Annotated in this window: 1 protein-coding gene; it reads left to right on the top strand. The window is 46.5% G+C overall.

The window, feature by feature from the left end; all coding sequences use genetic code 11:
• Positions 1-701, top strand: a 701-nt coding sequence (locus R7Q11_RS26040; RefSeq protein WP_225466985.1) for a glycosyltransferase family 9 protein, incomplete at its 5' end; no start/stop codon positions are given.
• Between the last annotated feature and the right edge of the window lie 41 nt (positions 702-742).

The following is a 742-nucleotide window of genomic DNA, read 5'->3' as shown; positions in this document are numbered from 1 at the left end:
AAACACTATTCACCAATGTCAAAGTTCCCTCACCACAATCTCTGCACGTGGCGGATGGTTTGATGGCATTTGCTCATCAAGTTGGCATCCCTAACACGGAGCTAGACTGGGCACTTTCCTACTCCGCACAAGACCAAGAGTGGGCAGAGAATCATGTTTCTTGCGACAAACCCAACCTACGTAATGTACCAGGAGCCGGTAAAGCATATAAAAACTGGAATGCTGAAGGGTACATAGACGTCATCCACCATGCGAGAGCACAAGGTTGGAATGTAATTCTGGCTGGCAGCCCAGCTCAAGTCGAACTGGATTTGGCAGATGCCATTCAATCTCGACTGGAAGAGCCATGTCTAAATTTAGTTGGGCAAAGCTCAATCCTGCAAATGCTGGCTCTGATTGACAAAGTAGACATGGTCATCGCGCCTGATACCGGGCCAGCTCACATGGCAAGCGCCATGAACACACCGATCATTGGTTTATACGCCCACCATAATCCGATTCGAGTGGGCCCATATCGCTATCTACAGTATGCCGTCTCAGTTTATGAGGAAGTCATCTTGGCTGAAACAGGAAAAACCAGCCAACAACTAAGCTGGAGCACTCGTGCGAAAGATGAAAAAGCAATGAATCGCATCACAAGCAAGCAAGTGATTACAATGTTCAATCAAGTCGTAGAAGATTTGTACCCGCAATACCAGTAAACTCCCTGTATAGATTTGTTAAGAAGGAAGTCAATTTGTCA

Source organism: Vibrio sp. 970, assembly GCF_033339075.1.
Note: the sequence above shows the minus strand (reverse complement) of the source record. Positions and strands in the feature narration are given on the sequence as shown.